The following is a 21463-nucleotide window of genomic DNA, read 5'->3' as shown; positions in this document are numbered from 1 at the left end:
GACCGGGCCCGGTCGTGCCACACGGCGCCGGTCTCCGTCCCGGCCGCGCCGATTCCCGTCTCCCGGCCGCATGGGAGAGAAGTACGGGGTACACGTGTACGGAAGATGTAGTCCGGTACCCCTCTCCCCGGAGGCTTCATGGCTTTCTGCGGCAAGCCCTTCGTCCGTTCCTGGCAGCACTGGCGCCGCGGGCGCGACCTGTCCGTCCCCCTCCACTCCACCGCCGTCGAGGACACCAACCGGCGCTTCCTGCTCTACGGGGTGCTCCCGATGTGGGTGGTGCCCGCGGTCGCCGACTGGTGGATGCACAAGCGGACGCGCATCGAACACACCAGCGGCGTGAAGGAGTCCGCCGTCCATGCGCTGATGATGACCGAGGCCGGCGTCCCCGTCGCGATGGGACTCCTGGCCAGGATCAACCCGCTCGTCCTCTCCGTGATGGGAGGAGCCGCCCTCGCGCACGGCGCCACGGCCCTCTACGACGTGAGCCTGGCCACGAAGAAGCGTGAAGTGCACCCCGTGGAGCAGCACATCCACAGCTTCCTGGAGGTGCTGCCGCTGTCGGCGATGGCGTTCACCGCATGCCTGCACGCCGACGAGGTCCGTGCGGCGCTGCGCGGCGGGCGCGGCCGGGGCGACTGGGTCCTGCTCCCCAAGGACCGGCCGCTGCCCGCGAAGTACCTCGCGGGTCTCGGCGTGGCGATCGGTGCCGGGGTGATCCTCCCGTACGCCGAGGAGATGTCCCGCTGCCTGCGCGCCCGGCGCCCGGTGGCCGCCTCATGAGCCACGCGCCCGCTTCCGTGCGTCCCGCGCCGCCCCGGCCGCTGCCGCCCCTGCGCATGCTCCGCATCGGCGGTCCGGGGCCGGAGGACGTCGTCGTCGACGGCGCCGGGCGGGTGCTGACCGGCACCGGCGACGGCCGGATCCGGCGGATCACCCTTCCCGGCCCGCGCGGCGGTGCCCGGGTGGAGGAGCTGGCGGACACGGGCGGCAGGCCGCTCGGCCTGGAGCTGCTCCCCGACGGCAGGCTGCTCGTCTGTGACGCCGAACGGGGGCTGCTGCGCGTCACCCCTGAGGCCGGGGGCGAGGTCGAGGTCCTGGCGGACTCGGTGGCCGGTGAACCGCTGCACTTCTGCAGCAACGCGGCCGCCGCCGCGGACGGCACCGTCTACTTCACGGCCTCCAGCCGCCGGTACGGGCTGCGCGACTGGCGGGCGGACATCGTGGAGCACTCCGGCACCGGCCGGCTGCTGCGGCTCCGGCCGGGCGGTGTCCCCGAAGTGCTCCTCGACGACCTGCAGTTCGCGAACGGGGTCGCCCTGGCGGCCGACGAGTCCTCCGTCGTCGTGGCCGAGACCGGCGCGTACCGCCTCGTCCGGCTGTGGCTCACCGGCCCCCGGTCCGGGCTGCGCGACACCCTGGCCGAGGACCTGCCGGGCTTTCCCGACAACCTTTCCCGCAGCGCCGACGGCACCTTCTGGACCGCTCTGGCCGCGCCCCGGGAGGCGCTCCTCGACCGGCTCCACCGTGCGCCCGCGGCGTTACGGCGCGGGGCGGCGGCCGCGGCGGTCCGTCTGCGTCCGCCCCCGCGCCGGTTCGCACGCGTGATGGGCATCGGCCCGGACGGCCGGGTCGCCCACGACCTGGGGCGGCGCGGCGCCGGCTACCGGATGGTCACCAGCGTGTACGAACACGGGGGCACCCTCGTGCTCGGCAGCCTCGTGGAGCCCGGCATCGCCTGGTGCGAACTGCCGCCCGGCCCCCGCTGACCGCGCGTCAGCGGCGGCGCACCAGGTCGCCGGGGTCGGTGTTGGCGCCGCAGAGGACGACGGCGACGGTCTCGTCCTCCGCGGGCACGTACGGACCGCCGGGGGCCGTCAGGGCGGCGAGCGCGGTGGCCCCGGCGGGCTCGACCACGAGGCGGTGTTCGTCCCACAAGGACTGCCGAGCGCCGACGATGGCGTCGTCGGGCACGAGGACGGAGGTGACGTCCTGGTGGCGGGCCGCGGCCAGGGCCGCCTCCGAGACGCGGCGGGCCCCTAGGGCGTCCGCCGCGACGGAGTCGACGGTGACGTCGACGACGCGCCCGGCCTCCAGGGCGGCGTGCAGGGCCCGGCTGCCCTCGGGCTCGACCGCGACGGTGCGGATCCCGTGGTGCCGTGCGGCCGTGGCGACGCCGGCGAAGAGGCCTCCCCCGCCCACCGCGACGACGACCGTGTCCAGGCCGGGGACACGCGCGCGGATCTCCTCCAGGAGGGTGCCGGCGCCCGCGGCGATCAGCGGGTGGTCGTAGGCGTGGCTGGCGAGGGCGCCGGTGGTGCGCGCGAACTCCTCGCAGGCCGCGAGCGCTTCGGCGTATTCGGAGCCGACCAGGCGGACGTCGGCGCCGTAGCCGCGCAGCCGGTCGGTCTTCACCTGCGGGGCGTTCTCGGGCAGGAAGACGGTGGCGGGCACCCCTTGCTGCTGCGCGGCCCAGGCGCAGGCCAGTCCGGCGTTGCCGCCGGAGGCGATGGTGACCCCGGCCCGGGGCAGGGTGCCGGCCTCGCGGTGGGCGGCGAGGAAGTTCCAGGCGCCGCGTGCCTTGAAGGAGCCGGTGTGCTGCAGGGACTCCAGCGCGAACCACACCCGGCCGGGGGTGCCGGGACCGGCCGGCGCGACGGCGACGGGGCGGGTCCGGCCGGCGATGCGGGCGGCGGCCTGTTCGACGTCGCCGTGGGTGAGGTCGTGCACGGGGTGTCTCCTCGGGGCGCAGGCGGGGACCGGGCGGGAAGCACAGGGCCGCAGCATGGCGAAAGCGTGGGTGATACAGCGTACGATACGCTGTATCACATGCCACGGCAATCTCCCTCCCTCGCCCGGGCGACCCCGGAGCTCATCGCCCGCACGGCCCTCGCGATCATCGACGAGGAAGGCCCCTCGGCCCTCAGCTTCCGGGCCCTGGCCGAGCGGCTGGGCATCTCCCACGCGACGATCCACCGCCGCTGCACGGACCTGGGCGGGCTGATCGACCTGTGCACCGACCACCTCGCCGCCGAGCTGCCCGGGATCCCGCCGGGCACCGCCTGGGCCGAGGCCACGGAGCGGCGGTTCCGGGGGCTGTACGAGCTCCTCACCGCGCACCCCGGCCTGGTCGCCCTGCGCGGCTCGCGCCCCTGGCTCGGCCCCCAGCTGCTGGCCCGCCTGGTCGAGCCGGCGCTCGCCGACAGCATCGCCGCGGGGATGACGCCGGAGCAGGCGTTCCACGCGTACCGGCGGATGTACCTGCTGACCCTCGGCAGCGCCACGTTCGTCGACCACCGCGACCCCGGGCGGACGGTCACGAGCACCCGGACCGCACTGGCCGCGCTGGATCCCGGGGAGTTCCCGGTCCTGACCGGGAACACGGGCGTCATCCTGCCCGCCATGACGGACCATGAGGTCTACTACGGCGCCCTGCGGCAGCTGATCGAGGCGGCACACCCCTGAGGCGGCCGTGTCGGTTGGGAAAATGGATGTACGCGACCGCAAGGGTTGGGGAAGCAAATCCTGCTGCCCTACGATGGGGCGCATGACGAAGCCGCGCCCCTGTTCGATCGCCGACGCGCTCGGTGTGGTCGGCGAGAAGTACTCCCTGCTGGTGCTGCGCGAGGTCTTCTTCGGAGTCCGGCGCTTCGACGCGATCGCCCGCAACACCGGGGCCCCGCGCGACATCCTGGCCTCCCGGCTGCGCCGCCTGGTGGAGGCGGGGGTGCTGGAGAAGGTTCCCTACAGCGAACGGCCCGCGCGCTTCGAGTACTGCCCCACGGAAGCCGGGCACGATCTGCGGCCGGTCCTCATCATGCTGATGAGCTGGGGCGACCGTCACCTGGCGGATGTGCCGCCGACCGTCTTCGAGCACTCCTGCGGCGCCGATCTCGACCCGGCCGTCGTCTGCCGGTGCTGCGGCGAGGAGGTCGACAGCTCGGCCATCACCGCGCGCTTCCAGGTGCCGGGCTGGGGCGTCGAGGGCGCGGCCTGACCGGCGGCTCCGCCCGGGGCCGCCCTGCTCCCGCAGAGCGCGGCCCCGTCACCAGTCGGCGACCCGGTAGTCCTTGAGGTGGACGCCCGAGACCGGGTCCCCCGCCTCGCCGCGCACGATCGGGTCGTAGACCCGGGCCGCGCCGTCCACGATGTCCAGCGGGGTGCGGAAGCCGTGCGCGGCCATCCACGCCTTCTTCGGCGCCGGGTTCTCGTCCGTGATCCAGCCGGTGTCGACGCTGCACATGTGGACGCCGCGGGCGGCGAGTTCCCGGCTGCTGGTGCGGGTGAGCATGTTCAGCGCCGCCTTGGCCATGTTGGTGTGCGGGTGGCCCGCCGTCTTGTTGCGCACGGCGAAACGGCCCTCGACCGCCGTCACGTTGACCACGTAGCGCCGCGGGTGGGGCGAGGCCAGCAGGAGCGGCAGCAGCCGGTCGCACAGGAGCGTGGGCGCGAGGGCGTTGACCAGCTGGGTCTCCAGCAGTTCGGCCGGGTCCAGCTCGCCGAGGCACGCGGACCAGGAGTTGGCGGCGGAGCGGTCCGGGACCAGCCCGGCCTCGTCCACCTCCGCGGCGGCCGGCAGGACGAGACCGAGCGCCGCCGAGGCGCCCGCGCCGTCCCCGGTCCCCTCCAATGCGTACGGCGTGCGGAAGCCGGGCGCCTGCCACAGGGCCGTCGCCGCGGCGCCGCCGGCGGGCAGCGGCCGCGACTCCCCCGCCGCCAGCGGCGCGTACGCCCCGGGCGGGCGGCGGATCGTCTGCGCGGCGTTGTTGACCAGGATGTCCAGGGGCCGGCCCTCGTCCCTCAGCCGCTCGCACAGGCCGAGCACCTGGCGGGGGTCGCGCAGGTCGATGCCGATCACGGTGAGCCGGTCCCGCCACGCCTCGCTGCCCTCGGCCGCGTGGAAGCGGCGGACGGTGTCGCGCGGGAAGCGGCTGGTGACCAGCAGCTCCGCGCCGTCGCGCAGCATCATCAGGGCGAGCTGGAAGCCGATCTTGACCCGGCCGCCGGTGAGCAGGACCCGGCGGCCCGTCAGGTCGGTGCGCAGGCCCCTCCGCTCGGCGTTGTCGGCGGCGCAGCCGGGGCAGAGCAGGTGGTAGAAGGCGTCGGCCTGCCGGTAGGGGGTCTTGCAGACGTAGCAGCGGCGCGAGCGGCTGTAGGTACCGCCCGTACCGGGGGTCTCCAGCGGTGCGTCCTCGCGGCGGGCTAGGGCGCCCGTCGCCGTGGCGGCGGCCACTTGGGCGTCCGCCGCGGCCTGTTCCTCGCGCCGGGCCTTGCGGCGGCGGTGCCGTCCGTCGCGCACGAAGGACGAGGCGACCTGCTCGGCACGCAGCCGCATCGGGTCGTCGAGGGGCAGTTGCCTCAGCAGGCCGACGGTGCGGTCGAAGGCCGCGAGCTCGCCCTCGGTGAGGTCACCGGTGCCGGTGGCACCAGTGGTGCCGGTGTTGCCGCCCACGTCCGCGTCGTCCCCGCCCCCGTCGCAGAGCCCCGGGCCCCACCTCGTTCACGTCTTGAGCCTGCTCGTACGGCCGGATTCGAACCGGCGTCCTCCGACCTGCCAGGCCGGCGCGCCTGCCTCTGCGCTACGCACGAGCATTGGCCCGCACCTTACCCATCGTTTCGGCAGCGGCAAAACGGATATCGGAGCAGGTCGGCGTGGGAATGCGGGAACGGGCGGGGCCGGCGACCTGCGACCGGGAAGTCGGCGTTGCTCCGTGGGCGCCACCGGGGCCGATCGGCTCTAGACTTCAAGGAATCTCCTGTTCATGCCCATTGCGCCGGGGGCCGCCGTGAGCGAATTCGCCGAGGCCATGCAGCAGCGCGTACAGCAGGCCCGGAAGGCCCTCGCGGAGGCCGAGTCGGCCGGGGACGCCTACGAGATCGCCGTGGCGGAGGACGAGCTGGAGGACGCCCTGCGCCTGGCCCGCGCCCACGGCGTCGACACCGGCTAGAGGTCGTTCCCCGCGTACGAGAGGTTGAAGCTCTTGTTGGCCAGGGGGAAGTCGGGGACGATCGTGTCCGCCAGGGCCACGGGCAGGGCGGGCCAGTTGAAGAAGGACGGGTCGACGGTCTTGACGCGGGTGAGCGCGTCGCCGGCCCCGAGTTCGACCCGTGTGGTGATGGTGCCGCGCCAGCCCTCCACGATGCCGACGCCGGCGCGGCGGGTGCTGCGGGCGAACAGCGGCGGCCAGGCGAGCGACGTACCGGTCGTCCGGCCCGCCGTGAGCCCCGCTGCGAGCCGCTCGGCCATGGCGAGGGAGGTCTCGGTCTCCTCGGCCCGTACGAGGAAACGGGCCAGGACGTCGCCGGTGGTGTGGACGGGGACGGTGAAGGCCCCGGCGTGGTCGTGGAAGGGGTGGCTCGCCCGGGCGTCGGCGGACAGGCCGCTGGCCCGGGCGACGTAGCCGAGGCAGCCGAGGTCGCGGGCCGCGGTGACGTCCAGGCGGGCGGTGCCGGTGAAGCGGTCGCGCACGGTGCTGTGACCGAGGGCGAGGGTGACGATGTCGCGGATCTCCCGGCCCAGTTCCGCGAGCCTGGCCGGGCCGGGCACGGCGTGCAGGACGGAGCCGCCGGGCACGACGCCGCCGCGCAGCAGCCGGTGGCCGGTGACCTCGTGGTTGAGGCGCAGCAGGCGCTCGCGGACGTGCTGGGCGCGGGCGCTCAGGACGCCGTGGCCGACGTCGTTGCACAGGGCTCCGAGGTCGGCGACGTGGTTGTGGAGGCGTTCGAGTTCGAGGAGGAGCGCGCGGGCGCGGCGCGCGTCCACGGGGACGTGCGCGCCGGTGGCCTCCTCCACGGCGAGGCAGTAGGCGAGGGCGTGGCCGACGGCGGTGTCGCCGCTGATGCGCTCGGCGAGCGGCAGGCCCTGCTCGGGGGTGCGGCCCTCGAAGAGCTTCTCGATGCCCTTGTGGACGAACCACAGGCGCGCCTTGAGCTTGATGATCGTCTCGCCGACGACGGAGAAGCGGAAGTGACCGGGTTCGATGATGCCGGCGTGGACGGGGCCGACGGGGATCTCGTAGACGCCCTCCCCCTCGACCTCCGGGAAGGGGTAGGGGCCTTCGGGTTCGGCGAAGGGCGGGGGCGGCCCGGCGTCGGGGTGCATCGGGTACCAGCCGCGCGGCCAGTGGAAGTGGCGCACGAGGCGGTGCGGGAGCGGGTGGTCCAGCGGCACGATGCCGTGCAGGTCGCGCATCTCGCGCTCGAAGCGGCCGGCGGGGAAGGAGAGGTGGGCGAGGGTGGGGAGTTCGGGGGCCTTGGGGTCGAGGCGGACGTGGAGCTCGGTGCGGGTGTCGGGCGGGCCGGCCGTGAAGAGGTAGACGACGCGGACGGCCCGGCCGCCGGGTTCGTCGGCGCTGTCGTGGTGGGCGGCGACGAGGGCGAGGCGGTGGCCGCCGCCGAGCAGGTCGGCGGCTCTGCCGGGCAGTTCGGCGGGGCCGATGTCGGTGACGGTGCGGTGTGCGGTGCCCGGGTGCATGCTCAGTGGCCTCCGATGATCTCGCCGGCCTCGGTCAGCAGGGCGGTGAGGGGGCCGGTGGTGACGCCGAGGGCCGCGCAGGCGGCCAGTCCGGCGACCAGGGGGGCCGCGGCGTCGGCGCCGAGCGGGACGGGTTCCTCCTCGTCGTCCTCGCCCGGCGGCGGGCCCAGGAGCATGCGGGAGGTGCGGGCGGCCAGGGCGGCGAAGGCGACGAGCATCAGGACGAGGGCCGCGGCCAGGGCCCAGCGGGGGCCGGAGAGGAAGCCGGCCCGGACGATGCCCAGTTCGGAGGCGAACAGGCCGAACGGCGGGAACCCGAGCAGGGCGACCACGGCCGCGGCGAAGGCGGTGCCGAGGCAGGGCGAGTGGGCGAGCAGCCCGCGGATCCTGCCGATCCGGGTGGTTCCGCACAGCCGTGCGATGTGGCCGGAGGCGCAGAACGCGACGGTCTTGGCGAGGCCGTGGCCGGTCATGTGCAGCAGGACGGCGGAGAGGGCGAGCGGGCTGCCCACGGCCGTGCCGAGGGCGATCAGGCTCATGTGCTCCATGCTGGAGTAGGCCAGCATGCGCTTGCAGTCGCGCTGGGCCAGCAGGAGGGCCGCCGCGAGCGCGAGGGTGACCAGGGCGACGCCGGCGAGCAGGGTACGGGTGAAGCCGGCGCCCAGGGCCTCGTCCGCGATGACCTTGTAGCGCAGGAGGCCCGCGAAGGCCACCGCGAGCAGGACCCCGGACATCAGGGCGGAGACCGGCGCGGGGGCCTGGCTGTGGGCGTCGGGCAGCCAGGCGTGCAGGGGCGCGAGGCCGGCCTTGGCCCCGAAGCCGAGGACGACCAGGCCGGTCGCCAGACGGGTGACCGAAGGGTCGAGCCGGTCCGCGTGGGCGGCGAGGGTCTGCCAGTCCAGGGCGTACGCCTCGGGGATGCCGGCCTGGCGGGCCGCGTAGTAGACGAGCACGGTGCCGAGGAAGGCCAGGGCGATGCCGGCCGAGCAGATCACCACGTATTTCCATGCGGCTTCGACCGAGGCGCGGGTGCGCCGGTGGCCGACGAGGAAGGCGGTGACGACGGTGGTGGCCTCGATGGCGACCCACAGGACGCCGAGGTTGGCGGCGAGGACCGCGGCGCTCATCGCGGCGAGGAAGGCGTGGATCAGCAGGTGGTAGCGGCGGGTCGCGGGAAGGTCGGTGCGCTCGTGGGCGAGGTGGGCGGGGTTGGCGGCGCAGGCGAGGCAGGCGACCGCGCCGACGGTGAGCAGCATCCACACGGTCAGCGCGTCGGCGCGCAGCAGCCGCCCGTAGGCGGTGACGGGCCCGTCGTCGGGGACCGTACAGGCGAGCACGGCCCCGCACGTGAGGATCGCGAACGGCGAGACGAGTCCCAGCCGCCCGGTGAGCGGCCGCGGCACGGCTCCGGCGGCGGGGCGCGGGCCGCGGTGCGCGCTCCAGGGCCGTGGGGGCGCGGAGGGCCCGGCGCCGGGGCGGGCGGGCCCTCCGGACCGCCTGCCGGGAGCCGGTGACACGGCGGATTCCGTGCCGGGCCAGGCGGAGGGGTCCGTCCCGGACCAAGGGGAGGATTCCGTCCCGGACCAAGGGGACGCGGAGGACCCCGGCCCGGGCGGGGTGGACCCGCCGGGTCCGGTGCCGGGCCCCGGAGGCACCGCGGATTCCGTACCGGTCCGGGCGGACGGAGCAGTCCCCGGCCCGGAAGGAGTGGACCCGTCAGGGCCCGTACCGGACCAAGCCGTTACCGAGCCGGGGAGAGGGGACGCTCCGGCTTCCCTGCCGGGCGCCGGAGAGGCAGCGGATTCCCTGCCGGGCCGGGCGGACCCGCCGGGTCCGGTGCCGGGCCCCGGAGGCGCCGCCGGGCGGGCTCCGGGCACGGTGGACGTGGCGGATCCCGGGCCGGGGTACGCGGAGCCGTCCGCGTCCGGCGCACCCCCGTGGCGCACGGACTCGTCCGGCCGGCCGCCCGGCCGGAGGACGAGGGTGGCCACGGGCGCCGCGGCGCCGCGCTGACGCGGCGTCCGGTGCGCGAGGGCGGCGACCCCGGCGCGCGCCTTCGCGCCGCGCAGGCCGGAGGCGGCGTACGCGGCGGAGGTGGCGAGCGGTACCGCGATGGGGGCGGTCAGCAGCAGTGCGGTGGTGGCGTGCGTCATCAGTCGCGTAGCTCCCGCAGGTCGTCGATGCCGGTGCCGCCGAAGGCGACCCGCATCCGGGTGGTGAGGATCTGCAGGACGAGAACGGCGAGGAGCAGGTCGAAGGACACGCCGAGTTCGACGATCAGGGGGACTCCGGAGGCGGCGAGGAAGGCGGTGACGGTGATGCCGTTGTCCAGCAGCAGGAAGCCGACCACCTGGGCCGGCGCGCGGCGGCGCGTGACCAGGGTGAAGAAGCCGATGAGGACGACGGCGAGCCCGACGGGCAGGGCGCGCGTCGCCGGTGTGGGGTGCAGTTCGACCAGCGGCCGGGACACGGCGTAGGCGAGGAGGGTGAGGAGGGCGGCGCTCAGCAGGGACGCGGCGACGTTGACCAGCGGCCGCGTCTCGCGCGTCTCGCTGACGTCCTCCTGGTAGTGGGGGTAGGGGCGCGGGGGCGTGCCGGCGGTCAGGGCGCGGAGCATCAGGCGCGGCAGGACGCCGGCCCGCAGCAGCCCGACGCCGGCGGCGACGGCGAGCAGGCCGGGGCGGTCCTCGTGCAGGCCGAGCAGGGCGGCGACGGCGGCCAGGGCCACGCCCTGGAAGGCGAAGACGCGGACGATCGAGGTCAGTTGCCGCAGCCACAGGACGACGACGGCCGCGAGCAGGAACGCGCCGCACGCCAGGTCGAGCAGCTGCGTGTAGACGCTGTCGGTCATGTGTCCCTCACTCACTCTCCCGTGAGGAAGTACGAGGCGGTCACCGCGAGGAGCGCCAGCAGGAAGGATCCGGCCAGCAGCTCGGGCACGCGGAAGAGCCGCAGCTTGGCCCAGAACACCTCGGCCGCGGCGAGGGCCGCGCCCAGCAGGGCGACCTTCAGCACGAGCAGGACGAGGGCGAGGACGAGGGCCGCCGGGGAGGCGGTCGTGGCGATGCCCCAGGGGGCGGACAGCGAGGCGAGCAGGCCCAGCAGGACGGTCAGCCGCATCTGGGAGCCGAGTTCGACCAGGGCGAGGTCGGGTCCGGCGTACTCCAGCACCATCGCCTCGTGGACCATCGTCAGTTCCAGGTGGGTGGCGGGGTTGTCCACCGGGAGCCGGCCGGTCTCGGCGAGGACGGCGACGGCCAGGGCGGCGGTGGCGAGCAGGCCCGCCGGGGAGACCAGGCGGACCGGGTCGTGGATGCCGCCGGCGATGATGGCGGACAGGTTCGTCGACCCCGTCGGTATCGACAGGGCGAACACCGCGAGGAGGATCGTCGGTTCGACGAGCGCGGCCACGGTCATCCCGCGGGAGGCGCCCATCCCGCCGAAGGCGGTGCCCGTGTCCAGCCCGGCGAGGGCCAGGGTGACGGTGCCGAGTCCGAGCAGCGCCACGACGAGGATGAGGTCGGCGCTGCCGCTGACGGGGGTGGCGGTCGAGGCCAGCGGGACGAGCGCGGCGACGACGGCCATGGTGGCCACCAGCAGCAGGGGTGCCGTGCGGAAGGCCGGGCCCGTGCCCGCAGGGGTGATGGCCTCCTTGCGCAGCAGCTTGCGCAGGTCGCGCCAGGGCTGGGTGACGCCGGGCCCGGCCCGCCCCTCCATCAGCGCCCGTACCTGCCTCATCAGCCCGGCGAGCAGGGGTGCCCCGGCGACGACCAGGGCGACCTGGGCGGTCACCGCGGCCGTTCCGGTGGCGGTCATGGTGCCGTTCACGGCGTCTCCCCGTGCGAGGTGGCGCTCACCAGCCGACCGCCAGGGCCAGCAGGAGAGCGACGAGACCGAAGAACCCGTAGCCGAGGTAGCGGTGCACGCTGCCGGGGGCCAGCCGGCGCGCGGCCCGGCCCACGGCCAGGGCGGCCGCCAGGACCGGGCGGTAGAGGCGGTGTTCGATCCGGTCGCGGACGCTGCGCCGGAAGCGCACGCGTTCCACGAGGTAGGCGGAATCGCGCACCGGGGTGACGTTCACGTCCTGCTCGGGATCGAGGACATCGCCGAAGACCCGTTGCAGGGGCTCGGCGAAGGAGGTCGCGGTGTACGACATGCGGGGCGTGGGGGCGCCGCCCCCGCAGTCCCACACCCGCGCGTTCGTACGGCGTCCGCGACGGGCCGTCAGACGGATGAGGGCGGCCGCGGCGACGACGCCCGCGAGCAGGGCCGCCGTCACCCACAGGGGGGACAGGGAGGCGGCGGCCCGGTCCAGCCGCAGCTCCAGGCCGCCGCCCGCCAGGGGGCGGCCGTCGTGGAGCCCCGCCGCGGCGACCGCCCGCGACAGGCTGCTGCCCAGCGTGCCGGGGACGAGGGCGAGGGCCGTGCAGCCGATGGCGAGCAGGCCCATGCCGACGTGCATCAGGGGCGGGCTCTCCTCCGCCGCCGCGGCCCCTCCGCTGCGCGGCCGGGCGAAGAAGCCGACGCCCAGGGCCTTGACGAACACGGCGGCCGCCAGCCCCGCCGACAGGGCGATGACCGCCACGGCGAGCGGCAGGACGATGGCCGTGGACACCCCGGGAACCGCCATGCCGTGGATCAGGGACTGCAGCAGCAGCCACTCGCTGAGGAAGCCGTTGCCCGGCGGCAGCGCGACCGCGGCCAGCGAAGCCACCGCGAAGAAGCCCGCCGTGGCCGGCATCCTGGCGCGCAGGCCGCCCAGCCGGTCGAGGTCGCGCAGCCCCGTGGCCCGCACGACGGAACCGGCCGCGCAGAACAGCAGCGCCTTGAAGACGGCGTGGTTGGTGACGTGCAGCAGGGCCGCGGCCAGGGCGAGGGCCGCGGGGACCGGATAGCCGGAGGAGGCGAACAGGCCCGCCGCGCCCACGCCGATGAGCACCAGGCCCAGGTTCTCCGACGTCGAATAGGCGAGCAGGCGCTTGAGGTCGGAGGCCATGGCCGCCTGCAGGATGCCGTAGACGGCCGACAGGGATCCCGTCGCGAGGACCAGCAGCCACCCCCAGCCCGGGCCGCCGCCCAGCAGTTCGAAGTCCACGCGGATGATGCCGTACGCGCCCAGGTTCACCATCGCCGTGCTCATCAGCGCCGAGACGTTGCTCGGCGCCTCGGGGTGGGCCCGCGGCAGCCACGGGTGCAGGGGCACCATGCCCGCCTTCGACGCGAACGCCGCGGCGACCAGGACGAAGACCGCGCCGCGCGCGCCCGGCGACATGGCGGCCGCCCCCGCGCGCAGCTGCGCGAACGTCTCGCCGCCCGCCCCGGCGGCGAACAGCGCGAGCCCCGCCAGCAGCAGGACGAGACCGACGTGCGTCATCACCGCGTACCAGACGCCGGCCTCGCGGACGGCGGAGCGGTCGCGCTGCTCGGCCAGGACCAGGACCAGCGACGTGACCGCCATCCCCTCCCACAGCAGCAGGAAGGACGAGACCGAAGCGGCGGCCGGGACCAGGACCAGGGTCAGGGCGAAGACCGGCAGGGACGACTGGACGCCGCGCGACGCCGTGCCGCGCGGGCCGCGGCCGGAGGCGTAGCCGATCCCGTAGACGGAGACCGCGAGGACCACGGCGCCCGCGACGGCCATGAACAGGCCCGAGAGGGCGTCGACGGCCAGGCGCAGCCCGGCCAGCGGCAGGAGGCCGGGCAGGTACGCGGACCAGGCGGTGCCGCCCAGCGCCGCGATCCCGCCCGCCAGTCCGGCGCCGCCCAGCCCCGCGGTGCACAGCCCCACCGTCACCACCCGGGCGCGGGTGGGCAGGAGCATCCCGGCCAGCACTCCGGCACCGGCGAGACCCGTGGCCACGACGGTCGCGGACTCGGCTGGGCTCATGCGGCGTACCCCGCGGGGGCGGCTGAGCGGGGACGGCTGCCTATCGGACCGCCGCCGGCCGCGGGTCTCCTGCAGCCGTACGCGCTCACCGGCCCGTCACGACGCGCAGCGCCGCCACGATCCGCTCCGGCTCCGGCGGGCACCCCGGCACCCGCAGGTCGACGGGGACGACGTCGGCCACCGCGCCCTCCACGCCGTGGCCGCCGGCGAACTCGCCGCAGTCGATCGCGCAGTTGCCGACGGCGACCACCAGGCGGGGCCGGGACATCGCGGCGACGGTGCGGCGCAGCGGCTCGGCCATGTTGCGGGTGACGGGGCCGGTCACGAGGGCCACGTCGGCGTGGCGGGGCGAGGCCACCAGGCGGGCACCGTAGCGCTCTGCGTCGTACACCGGCCCGAAGGCCTGCGCGATCTCGATCTCGCAGCCGTTACAGGAACCCGCGTCGATGCAGCGCACGTGGGCCGAACCGGCCAGCTCCGCGGCGCCGGGCGGCAGGTTCCCCGCCGGGCGCGGCGGGGCGTCCTCCGCCACCCGTCCGGTCTCACGGATCTTGCGCAGCAGGCCCATGCGGGTTCCCTCACCTCGGCGTCGGTGTCCCTCACGAAGGTGTGGCGGCCGTCTCCCGCCGTCACAGCGCGGAATCGCGCCGAGAGACGGCCGCCGGTCGGAAGGGCCGCGACGGCCCGTGCGGGCGGCGGTCGGTAGCCCGGTCCGGGCCCGCCGGCGCTCCGGGTGGGAACGTCGTACGGCCTTCGGCAGCCCCGCTTGCATGAGGACTGGTCTGGCCGGGTCAACGGCGGCACGGGGCCGCGGTCACGGGTGGGGAGAGGGGCCGTCCCCTGGGGGTGACATTGCGGACGGCTGGGACGGATGAGTCGAATTCGCGTCTCTTGTACGGGCGAGGGTTCGCGCGCAGACGGCTCCACCGGGGCTGCGGGGTCGCGGTGCGACGCCGTTCGTACGGCGGCCTGCCGGGGAACGGGCGCGCCATTCAAAACCGCCGCGACGGCGCGCAACCCCCACGACCGCGACCAGCGGTGCCCTGCACGCCTCAGGCCCGCTCGGCACCGCCGGGTACCTCAGTGAGGGTTACGCGCCGTCGCGGCGGCGGGCGGGCAGGCGGCCGGCTCGGGGGTGGCGCTCGTGGGGGTTCGCGGGAGGTGAGTGCCCCTTGCCGTGCGCAGGGTCAGGTCCGTCAGGGCCTCGGGGGCGCCGGTCTGGCCCCGGACGCCGGGGAAGGCGTTGACGTCCACGATGAGCGGGCTCCCGGCGACGTCGAGCAGGTCGACGCCGTACACGTCCAGGGCGAAGACCTCGCCGACGCGCCGTACGACGTCGAGCCAGCCCGCGGGCAGGGCGTCGGTGCGCAGGGGTTCGGTGCCGGTGCGGACGGGGGTCGCGAGTTCCGAGCGGCGCAGGCCGGCGAAGACGTGGTCGCCGACGACCCACAGCTTGTGGTCCCAGCCGTCGTTGGGGGTGAAGCGCTGCACCACGACGGGCTCGTCGCCCCACTCGGCCGCGAGCACGGCGAGCCGTACGGGGTCGTCGACGCGGGCCACCAGGTCGTGGCGGCGGCTGTGGCGGCTCTTGATCACGACGGGGTAGGACAGGTCGCCGCGGGCGGCCAGGCCGGCGAGGGAGGGCTCGGTGGCGGTGGCCACGAAGGGGAGGGCGGCGCGCAGGGCCACTTCCGCCATGGCGGTCCGGTCCTGGCACTGCCCGGTGGAGGCGGCCGAGTTCAGCACGGGCGCGCCACGCTCCTCGAGGCGGCGGGCGAAGGCCAGGGCGCGCGGGGTCCGGGTCTTGAGGAGGTAGACGTCGGCGAGGTCACCGGGCGCGGGGTCGGGCGCGTGCGCGGGGTCGAGCGCGTCGACGCGGTGGCGGGGCGTCAGCAGGCCGGTGGCGGCTGCCAGCAGCGGGTGGTCGGGGGCCGGGGTGAGCAGGCCTATCTTCATGCGTCGCCGCCGAGGGGGCCGCCGGCTGGCGCGGACGGCTGCGCCGACAGCAGGGCGGCGGCGCCGGCCGCGGCGGCGCGCGGGCGGGTTCCTCCCGCGTCGGCGAGCCGCAGGATCGCCCAGGCCACGCGGGCGACCGCGTCCGGGACCTGACGGAAGCTGGGGAAGTCGTTGACGTCGACGACGACGGGCCCGTCGGGGCCGAGGACGACGTCCACGCCGTACAGGTCGAGGCCGAAGACCTCTCCGACGCGGGCGGCGATGGCGGCCACCTCGGCGCTGAGCGGCACCTGCCGCTCGCTCGCGGGCTGGTCGGGGTGGAGGGGGGAGCAGCGTTCGGTGGCGTAGAGCTCGCCGTCGACGCAGTAGACCTTGAGGTCGACGCCGGAGTTGGGGACGTAGGGCTGGGCTATGAGCATGCCACTGCCCGCCCCGTGTTCGTCCCGGGGCGCCTGGTGCGCGAGCCGGTCGGGGGAGGGCACGAGGCGCACGGCCCGGCCGGAGCTGCCGTCGGCGGGCTTGACGACGAGGGGGTACTCGGCGGCGGGCACCTCCGCGAAGTCCTCGATGCGCATGGCCGCGTAGGTCACGGGGACGGGCAGGCCGTGGGTCTCCGCGGTCACGGCGGCGAGGGCCTTGTCGCGCACGCCGCGGATGGCGCGGGCGTCGTTGACGGTGGTGAGTCCGGCGCCGGCCGCGGCTTCGAGGAGGGTGAGCCCGGGTCCGCCGGAGACGGTCTTGAGGATCCAGGCGTCGTGCCGGCCCGCGCGCACCGTCTCGGAGAGCCTGAGGAGCGACCCGCCGGGCCTGAGCACGTCCACCCGGTGGCCCCAGGACCTGAGTTGGCGGATGACGTCCACCGGCATGCCGTCGTGCCGGTACTGCTCCTCCACCAGGAAGCAGAGTCTCATTGGTGCATCCTCGTAATCCCCGGACATCCGCCGAGTGCGTCCGGCAGAACTGTGACGGCTCAGGATGTCATGCGTGACGGGGCGGGCATGTCGGGGGCTGTCTCAATTGTGTAGCAAACCGATCATGCGCCGTCCGTTTTTCTCCGTATCCGACCGACTGATTCCCCGTCGGATACGGGCCGCCCCTGCGCAGGACGACGGACGGACGGCGCTGCAGCGGGGCTATGCACACCACGCTTCGATTGGCCGATACAACGGCCTCGTCGTGGCCGGATCACACCCGGGCCGCCCCGGCGGTCCACCCGGACCACCGCGACAGTTAGGGGCGAGATGGATGCTTCAGTGCCGATTGGTGCGGGAAAGATAGCTACAGCCTGATTTATGCGGGCGGCAGGCGGCCCCGCCGTACGCCGCCCGCCGGACGAGATGACCATCGATGGACGCGAATTCCGACCCCCTCTCCCCCACGGCGACGGTCCCTGTCGCCGCCGTCGACGCGGAAGGCACCGTCACCCTGTGGAGCCCCGCCGCGCGGCACGCGCTCGGCCATGCGCCCGAGGAGGTCATCGGCCGCCCCGCCGCCGCCCTGCTCGCCGCACCCCTGCCGCCCCCGGCACTGCGGGCGCTCACGCGGTCCGCACCCTGGAGCGGCGCCCTCACGGCCCGCCACCGGGACGGCGGGGCGGTGCGGGTCACCGTGCGGGCACACCCCTGTCCGGAGGGCGACGGCCGCGTGCAGTGGGTGCTGCTCGGCGCCGCTCCGGAAGGCGCCCCGCCCGGCGAGCCGGACGCCGTGCTCGAGGAGGCGGCGCAGAAGGACGCCGCCCTCAAGGAGTGGGCGTACGTGCAGTCCCCGATCGCCACCGCCGTCTACGACCGCGATCTGCGGCTGACCGGTGCGAACGGGGAGATGGTGCGCCTGTCGGGCCGTCCCGAGGAGGCCATGCTGGGGCTGCAGCTCACCGAGATCTTCCCCGGCGCCCCCTTCGACGAGTTCGGCCGTCTGATGGCGGATGTGCTGCGCAACGGCGAGACCTTGCGCACGGACACCTTCTTCCGCGCGCCCGGCCAGTCCCGCAAGCGCGCGTGGGCGACGTTCTTCACCCCGCTCAAGGACGGCGACGGCCGCGTGCAGGGCGTGTCGATAGCGGCACTGGACCGCACGGAGCCGCACCGCGCCCGGCAGCGGCTGGCGATGGTCAACGACGCGGGCGCCCGCATCGGCACCACGCTGGATGTCGGACGCACCGCCGAGGAGCTGGCGGAGGTCACCACGGGCGCGTTCGCGGACCTCGTCAGCGTCGATCTGCTCGACTCCGTACTGCACAGCGGAGATGCGGCCGGTGGAGCCGGTGCGGGCCCGGACGACGCGGGCGCCGGAGGGCCGGACGCGGAGCCGGTGCGCCGGGCAGCCGCGCGGTCCGTGCTCGACGGCCTTCCCGGGGAGCCGGGCAGCTCCTTCTCCTACGCGCCGCATTCCCCGCCCGCCGAGGCGCTCGCCTCCGGCCGCCCCTCGCTGCACCGCGCGGAGGCGGCGGCGATCGCGGCGTGGGCGGACGGCGGCGGCCCCGCCCTCTCCCGGTGCCTGGGCGACGAGGGTGCCCACTCGGTGCTCGCCGTGCCGCTCGGCGCGCGGGGCTCCACGCTCGGCGTGGCCCTGTTCGTCCGGTACCCGGGCACCGATCCGTTCGACGCGGACGACCTGCTGCTGGCCGAGGAGATCGCGGCGCGGGCGGGCGTGTGCGTCGACAACGCCCGCCGATACGCGGTGGAGCGCTCGGTCGCGCTCACGCTCCAGCGCAGTCTGCTGCCCGGGCGGCTGCCCGAGCCGACGGCCGTCGAGGTCACCTCCCGCTATCTGCCCGCCGGCGCCCAGGCCGGCGTCGGCGGGGACTGGTTCGACGTCATCCCGCTGTCCGGCGCCCGGGTCGCGCTCGTCGTCGGCGACGTCGTCGGCCACGGGCTGCAGGCGTCGGCCGTCATGGGCCGGCTGCGCGCGGCCGTCCGCACCCTCGCGGACCTGGACCTGCCGCCCGACGAACTGCTCACCCACCTGGACGATCTGGTCGTCCAGCTGGCCCAGGACCAGCAGGACCAGGCGGCGGAGCGGCTGCCGGGCACCGTCCGGGAGACGGGCGCGACCTGCCTGTACGTGGTGTACGACCCGGTGTCGCGCTCCTGCGTCCTGGCCCGGGCGGGCCATCCGGCGCCCGTGCTCGTGACGCCCGACGGCACGGCCCGCTTCCTGGACCTCCCCGGCGGCCCGCCACTGGGCCTGGGCGGGCTGCCCTTCGAGTCCGCCGAACTGCAGCTGCCCGAGGGCAGTCTCCTCGCGCTGTACACCGACGGGCTGGTCGAGAGCCACGACCACGACATCGGCGCGGGCCTGGACGGGCTGCGCACGGCCCTGTCGGGTCCGGCCGCGCCCCTGGAGCAGACCTGCGACGCGGTCCTGGACGCACTGCTGCCGCGCCGCCCCGAGCGGCCCAAGGACGACATCGCGCTGCTGCTCGCCCGCACACGCGCGCTGGACGCCTCGCAGGTGCGCAGCTGGGACCTGCCGGCGGAGCGGTCCACGGTCGCCGAGGCGCGCAAGTTCGCGTCCGAGCAGCTGACGGCCTGGGGGCTGGAGGAGCTGGGGTTCACCACCGAACTGGTCGTCAGCGAGCTGGTCACCAACGCCGTCCGGCACGCCTACGCCCCCATCCGGCTCCGGCTGATCCGCGAGCGCTCCTCGCTGATCTGCGAGGTGTCGGACGCGAGCAGCACCTCGCCCCGGATGCGCCGGGCCCGGGTCACGGACGAGGGCGGCCGGGGGCTGCTGCTGGTGGCGCAGCTGACGGAGCGCTGGGGTACGCGCTTCACCGCGGAGGGGAAGACGATCTGGGCCCAGCAGCCGCTGGCCGCCGCCGGGTGAACACCGGGGCGGCCTGCGGCAGGCAGGGTGTCAGCGTTGCTTCTGGCACACCTGCACTCTCTTGAGGTGGTCGGCGACCACGGGTCTCGCCATGCGGGCGGCTTCGCGCACGTCGGCGTTCTTCCCCTGGGCGATCTCGTCGTCGAGCATCTTGAGGGCCTGGACGTGCCCGGCCGCCGCCAGCTTCAGCCAGAGCCGGTCGTACTCGCGCGTGTGCGCCTTCTTCTGAAGGCTCTTCAGGTCCTTGCGCTGCTCGGCCATGGCCCGGTCGGGCAGGGTCACCCTCAGGCGCTTCGCGAGGTCCGTGATCTTCTTGTCGAGCCGGGTGTGGTCCCTGACGAGGATCTCCCCGGTCTTCTTGACGCACGAGGTGGTGGCGTTCTTCTTGACGTCCTTGCCCATGGCGATCTCGCCGAGGCCGCCCTGATGGGCCATCGCCAGGAAGGAGCCGTCCTTCGCCGCCTCCGTGTCCGTCTGGGCGAGCGCGACGCCCGCCGGTCCCGCCACCATGGCGAGGGCTGCCGCTGCGGTCGTGAACCGGTGTCCCATACGCATCCTGCACGCTCCGTTCGTCATCGTCCCGCGCCGGTCGGCCCGGCACGGGACGGCATCGGGTGGGACGTACGTGGCGACGCCCCCATGGAGCTGATGCCTGCCCCCGGCCGGGGCGCGCCGCATCAGCGCGCCCCGCAGTCCCCTCCAATGGAGCACGGGCAGGTGCCGGGGCGTCAGGTGCAGCGGGTACGGTCGGCCGGCAGCGTCCCGTCCAGGAGGAAGGAGTCGATCCTGTCGTTGACGCACTCGGCGTCCGGCGAGCCGTAGACGCTGTGGCCGCCGCCCGTGTCCGTCATGGTGACGGCCGAGGGGCCGACGGCCCGGGCCATGCGGCGCAGCCACTGCACGGGGGTGGCGGGGTCGAATTCGGAGGTGTGCAGGAGCATCTTGGGGGCGCGGGGGGCCGCGACGTCGTGGGAGCTGTCGTCACCGGCCTGCGGCCAGCCGGTGCACAGGGCCATGTCGGAGGCCAGGGTCGGGCCGAAGACCGGTGAGGCGTCGGCGAAGTCGTCGTAGGCGTTCGCGACCTGGCCGGCGGTGTAACGTCCCTTGGAGTCGGCGCAGTTGACCGCGGCCCGTGCCGCCCCGGATCCGTCGCGGCCGTCCTCGGTCCTGCCCTCGGCCCGGGCGGCCTCCTCCTCGGCCATGTGCGCGGACTCCCCCGGCGGCAGGTGGTAGACGATGGACGCGAGGAGGTTGGGGGCCTCGGGCAGGCCGCCGCGGGAGCGCAGCAGGCCCATGGTCCGCGTCACGGCGGTCTCCCGGTCGAGGGTGCGGCCGTTCACCCAGGGCAGGGGCTGCTCGTCGAGGCGGTCGAAGGCGGCGGTGACGTTCTCCATGGCCCGGTCGGTGTCGGAGCCGAGGATGCAGTCCTCGTCGCCCCGCCTGGTGCAGATCTCCACCGCGTGGCGCAGGGCCTTGTGGTAGGCGGCGGCCCGGGCGAGGGTGGTCCGCCTCGCGTCGGGCGACGGGTCGTCGACGCCGTCCATGACCATGCGGCCGACCTTCTGCGGGAAGCGGTGGGCGTAGGCGGCGCCGAGCCGGGTGCCGTGGGAGTAGCCGAGGTAGTGGAGCTTGTCCTCGCCGAGGGCGGCGCGGAGCACGTCCAGGTCGCGGGTGGTGTTGACGGTCCCGACGTGCGGCAGGACGGGCCCGGAGCGCCTGCTGCACTCCTCCAGGCCCTTGGCCCGGTCCTCGATGCGGTCGGCGAGGCCGCCCCGGGCGCCGGAGTCCTCGTCCGTGCCGCGGGCCGCCTCCACGGCGGCGCCGCGGGGGCCGCAGCGGACCGGGGAGCTGGCACCGGTGCCGCGCGGGTCGAAGGTGACGAGGTCGTAGCGGCCGCCGGCCTTGCCGAAGCCGTCCGGGCCGCGGGCGCCGAGCCGTACGAGCCCGGACTCGCCCGGTCCGCCGAAGGACAGGACGAGCGAGCCGAGACGGTGGTCCTGGTCCTTGGTGCGGTAGCGCATGAGGGCGAGCCGCAGTTCGCCCTTGGCGGGGTCCGCGTAGGTGTAGGGCACGGTGAGCCGGGCGCACTCGGGTGCGCCGGGGGCGTGCCGCGTCTCGTTCCTGATCGTCTTGTCCTGGTCCCGGGAGCAGGGCTCCCAGGCGATCTCCTGGTCGTAATAGGGGGTCAGGTCCGGTCGGCCCGCCGCCTCGTCACGGCTCGCACAGGCGGTCAGACTGCAGGCCAGCAGAGCGACGGCGAGGGGCAGGGAGAGGGAGGGTGCGAGTACGGGCCTCATGCCGCGGACGGTACTTGGCCT

18 protein-coding genes and 1 tRNA gene are annotated in these 21463 nt (G+C 75.1%); 6 read left to right on the top strand and 13 right to left on the bottom strand.

Features of this window, described 5'->3' with window-relative positions; translation table 11 throughout:
• Window positions 1-138: 138 nt before the first annotated feature.
• Together AS857_RS13190 and AS857_RS13185 are read left to right on the top strand one after the other, a co-directional pair.
• Window positions 139-783 (top strand): hypothetical protein, encoded by a 645-nt coding sequence (locus AS857_RS13190; RefSeq protein ID WP_058043290.1) that lies wholly within the window; start codon window positions 139-141, stop codon window positions 781-783.
• Window positions 780-1769 carry an SMP-30/gluconolactonase/LRE family protein gene (locus AS857_RS13185; RefSeq protein ID WP_079110289.1) on the top strand — a complete coding sequence of 330 codons (990 nt, stop codon included), beginning with the start codon at window positions 780-782 and terminating at the stop codon, window positions 1767-1769. Before AS857_RS13190 ends, AS857_RS13185 begins: the two co-directional genes overlap by 4 nt.
• 7 nt (window positions 1770-1776) lie before the next feature.
• Here AS857_RS13185 and AS857_RS13180 read toward each other — a convergent pair whose 3' ends face one another.
• Window positions 1777-2787: a serine/threonine dehydratase gene (locus AS857_RS13180; RefSeq protein WP_058044121.1), complete on the bottom strand. Its 1011-nt coding sequence runs from the start codon at window positions 2785-2787 to the stop codon at window positions 1777-1779.
• A 42-nt stretch (window positions 2788-2829) separates the two neighbouring features.
• On the opposite strand from AS857_RS13180, the gene AS857_RS13175 reads away from it, so the two are divergent.
• The gene (locus tag AS857_RS13175; protein WP_058043289.1) at window positions 2830-3465 is read left to right on the top strand and encodes a TetR/AcrR family transcriptional regulator; all 636 of its coding nucleotides are present in this window, start codon (window positions 2830-2832) and stop codon (window positions 3463-3465) included.
• 82 nt (window positions 3466-3547) lie between these two features.
• Window positions 3548-3997 (top strand): winged helix-turn-helix transcriptional regulator, encoded by a 450-nt coding sequence (locus AS857_RS13170; RefSeq protein WP_079110447.1) that lies wholly within the window; start codon window positions 3548-3550, stop codon window positions 3995-3997.
• Window positions 3998-4045: 48 nt separating this feature from the next.
• On the opposite strand, the gene AS857_RS13165 is transcribed toward AS857_RS13170, so the two are convergent.
• Complete coding sequence (locus AS857_RS13165; protein ID WP_058043287.1) at window positions 4046-5452, bottom strand: SDR family NAD(P)-dependent oxidoreductase; 1407 nt, start codon at window positions 5450-5452, stop codon at window positions 4046-4048.
• A gap of 64 nt (window positions 5453-5516) precedes the next feature.
• Window positions 5517-5589 (bottom strand) — tRNA-Ala (locus AS857_RS13160).
• 173 nt (window positions 5590-5762) lie between these two features.
• On the opposite strand from AS857_RS13160, the gene AS857_RS13155 reads away from it, so the two are divergent.
• The gene (locus AS857_RS13155) at window positions 5763-5948 is read left to right on the top strand and encodes a hypothetical protein (RefSeq protein WP_058043286.1); all 186 of its coding nucleotides are present in this window, start codon (window positions 5763-5765) and stop codon (window positions 5946-5948) included.
• On the opposite strand, the gene AS857_RS13150 is transcribed toward AS857_RS13155, so the two are convergent.
• The 8 genes from AS857_RS13150 to AS857_RS13115 all read right to left on the bottom strand — a co-directional run bounded on the left by AS857_RS13150 (window position 5945) and on the right by AS857_RS13115 (window position 16228).
• Entirely contained in the window at window positions 5945-7474 is a 1530-nt protein-coding gene (locus tag AS857_RS13150) for a hydrogenase large subunit (RefSeq protein ID WP_058043285.1), read from the bottom strand. The two genes, AS857_RS13155 and AS857_RS13150, sit on opposite strands and share 4 nt — an antisense overlap.
• A gap of 2 nt (window positions 7475-7476) precedes the next feature.
• Window positions 7477-8877 (bottom strand): proton-conducting transporter transmembrane domain-containing protein, encoded by a 1401-nt coding sequence (locus AS857_RS13145; RefSeq protein ID WP_058043284.1) that lies wholly within the window; start codon window positions 8875-8877, stop codon window positions 7477-7479.
• 749 nt (window positions 8878-9626) lie between these two features.
• Window positions 9627-10325: a hypothetical protein gene (locus tag AS857_RS13140; RefSeq protein WP_058043283.1), complete on the bottom strand. Its 699-nt coding sequence runs from the start codon at window positions 10323-10325 to the stop codon at window positions 9627-9629.
• Between the two features lie 11 nt (window positions 10326-10336).
• Window positions 10337-11302 (bottom strand): respiratory chain complex I subunit 1 family protein, encoded by a 966-nt coding sequence (locus tag AS857_RS13135; protein ID WP_245699804.1) that lies wholly within the window; start codon window positions 11300-11302, stop codon window positions 10337-10339.
• A 25-nt stretch (window positions 11303-11327) separates the two neighbouring features.
• Window positions 11328-13361, bottom strand: coding sequence for a proton-conducting transporter transmembrane domain-containing protein (locus AS857_RS13130; protein WP_058043282.1), 2034 nt, complete (start codon window positions 13359-13361; stop codon window positions 11328-11330).
• A gap of 85 nt (window positions 13362-13446) precedes the next feature.
• Complete coding sequence (locus AS857_RS13125; RefSeq protein ID WP_058043281.1) at window positions 13447-13929, bottom strand: NADH-quinone oxidoreductase subunit B family protein; 483 nt, start codon at window positions 13927-13929, stop codon at window positions 13447-13449.
• 512 nt (window positions 13930-14441) lie between these two features.
• The gene (locus AS857_RS13120) at window positions 14442-15317 is read right to left on the bottom strand and encodes an ATP-grasp domain-containing protein (protein WP_063804242.1); all 876 of its coding nucleotides are present in this window, start codon (window positions 15315-15317) and stop codon (window positions 14442-14444) included.
• Window positions 15314-16228 (bottom strand): ATP-grasp domain-containing protein, encoded by a 915-nt coding sequence (locus tag AS857_RS13115; protein ID WP_058043280.1) that lies wholly within the window; start codon window positions 16226-16228, stop codon window positions 15314-15316. Before AS857_RS13115 ends, AS857_RS13120 begins: the two co-directional genes overlap by 4 nt.
• A 436-nt stretch (window positions 16229-16664) precedes the next feature.
• On the opposite strand from AS857_RS13115, the gene AS857_RS13110 reads away from it, so the two are divergent.
• On the top strand, window positions 16665-19145 hold the full coding sequence (locus AS857_RS13110) for a SpoIIE family protein phosphatase (RefSeq protein ID WP_058043279.1): 2481 nt from the start codon (window positions 16665-16667) through the stop codon (window positions 19143-19145).
• A gap of 30 nt (window positions 19146-19175) precedes the next feature.
• Here the strand turns inward: AS857_RS13110 and AS857_RS13105 are convergent, their stop codons facing one another.
• Both AS857_RS13105 and AS857_RS13100 read right to left on the bottom strand, forming a co-directional pair.
• A complete protein-coding gene (locus AS857_RS13105; RefSeq protein ID WP_160330223.1) occupies window positions 19176-19700 on the bottom strand; it encodes a DUF4142 domain-containing protein in 525 nt (174 codons plus the stop codon).
• A 173-nt stretch (window positions 19701-19873) separates the two neighbouring features.
• A complete protein-coding gene (locus AS857_RS13100; RefSeq protein ID WP_058043277.1) occupies window positions 19874-21442 on the bottom strand; it encodes an alpha/beta hydrolase in 1569 nt (522 codons plus the stop codon).
• Window positions 21443-21463: the final 21 nt, after the last annotated feature.

It is taken from the genome of Streptomyces roseifaciens (genome assembly GCF_001445655.1).
Lineage (GTDB): Bacteria > Actinomycetota > Actinomycetes > Streptomycetales > Streptomycetaceae > Streptomyces > Streptomyces aureoversilis.
This window is presented reverse-complemented; position numbering and strand designations above follow the sequence as displayed.

Coding starts and splice junctions, on each gene's coding strand:
- AS857_RS13190 (WP_058043290.1), top strand. CDS start 139: ATGGCTTTCTGCGGCAAGCCCTTCGTCCGTTCCTGGCAGCACTGGCGC.
- AS857_RS13185 (WP_079110289.1), top strand. CDS start 780: ATGAGCCACGCGCCCGCTTCCGTGCGTCCCGCGCCGCCCCGGCCGCTG.
- AS857_RS13180 (WP_058044121.1), bottom strand. CDS start 2,787: ATGCTGCGGCCCTGTGCTTCCCGCCCGGTCCCCGCCTGCGCCCCGAGG.
- AS857_RS13175 (WP_058043289.1), top strand. CDS start 2,830: ATGCCACGGCAATCTCCCTCCCTCGCCCGGGCGACCCCGGAGCTCATC.
- AS857_RS13170 (WP_079110447.1), top strand. CDS start 3,548: ATGACGAAGCCGCGCCCCTGTTCGATCGCCGACGCGCTCGGTGTGGTC.
- AS857_RS13155 (WP_058043286.1), top strand. CDS start 5,763: ATGCCCATTGCGCCGGGGGCCGCCGTGAGCGAATTCGCCGAGGCCATG.
- AS857_RS13150 (WP_058043285.1), bottom strand. CDS start 7,474: ATGCACCCGGGCACCGCACACCGCACCGTCACCGACATCGGCCCCGCC.
- AS857_RS13140 (WP_058043283.1), bottom strand. CDS start 10,325: ATGACCGACAGCGTCTACACGCAGCTGCTCGACCTGGCGTGCGGCGCG.
- AS857_RS13130 (WP_058043282.1), bottom strand. CDS start 13,361: ATGAGCCCAGCCGAGTCCGCGACCGTCGTGGCCACGGGTCTCGCCGGT.
- AS857_RS13125 (WP_058043281.1), bottom strand. CDS start 13,929: ATGGGCCTGCTGCGCAAGATCCGTGAGACCGGACGGGTGGCGGAGGAC.
- AS857_RS13120 (WP_063804242.1), bottom strand. CDS start 15,317: ATGAAGATAGGCCTGCTCACCCCGGCCCCCGACCACCCGCTGCTGGCA.
- AS857_RS13115 (WP_058043280.1), bottom strand. CDS start 16,228: ATGAGACTCTGCTTCCTGGTGGAGGAGCAGTACCGGCACGACGGCATG.
- AS857_RS13110 (WP_058043279.1), top strand. CDS start 16,665: ATGGACGCGAATTCCGACCCCCTCTCCCCCACGGCGACGGTCCCTGTC.
- AS857_RS13105 (WP_160330223.1), bottom strand. CDS start 19,700: ATGCGTATGGGACACCGGTTCACGACCGCAGCGGCAGCCCTCGCCATG.
- AS857_RS13100 (WP_058043277.1), bottom strand. CDS start 21,442: ATGAGGCCCGTACTCGCACCCTCCCTCTCCCTGCCCCTCGCCGTCGCT.